The 525-nt window shown below is 38.9% G+C and carries 1 protein-coding gene; it reads left to right on the plus strand.

What is annotated here, in order from left to right:
- Positions 1–340, plus strand: a 340-nt coding sequence (gene tnpB, locus ACT3RM_RS18145) for an IS66 family insertion sequence element accessory protein TnpB (RefSeq protein WP_444511549.1), incomplete at its 5' end; no start/stop codon positions are given.
- Between the last annotated feature and the right edge of the window lie 185 nt (positions 341–525).

Here is a 525-nt window from a genome sequence, read left to right on the forward strand (position 1 = left end):
CCACCAAGTTTACTTGGTCACGGGATTCACCGACATGCGAAAATCAATCAATGGGTTAAGTATTATTGTCAGCGATACCCTATCTCTCGATCCTTTAAGCCAAGCGTGGTTCGTTTTTTGTAATAAACAACGCGATAAATTAAAAATTTTGTTTTGGGATACCAATGGTTTTTGGCTTTATTATCGTCGCTTAGAGCAAGGACGATTTCAATGGCCAAATCATGCTCAAGCACACGTAGCCATGGGGATTGAACAACGGCAGTTACAATGGTTATTATCTGGCTTACCGGTAAATAATAAAACCCGCCACTCAACTTTATCAGGGTTATCAGTGATGTAAATTAACCAGATCGTTTTTTTTACTTGAACGATCTTTCCCATGTGTCATGCTATTAAAATGCCAGACACTATTCTCATCACCGAACTACAAAATCAGCTTGCACTTATGCAGGCTAAGCTTGATGGCTTAGAAAAAGATAAAATTTCACTGCAAGAAGATAAGGTTGAAATGCAATCGCGGATTGA

The sequence above is a fragment of the Pseudoalteromonas sp. AOP7-A1-14 genome (assembly GCF_052376275.1).
In the GTDB taxonomy this organism is placed as follows: Bacteria; Pseudomonadota; Gammaproteobacteria; order Enterobacterales; family Alteromonadaceae; genus Pseudoalteromonas.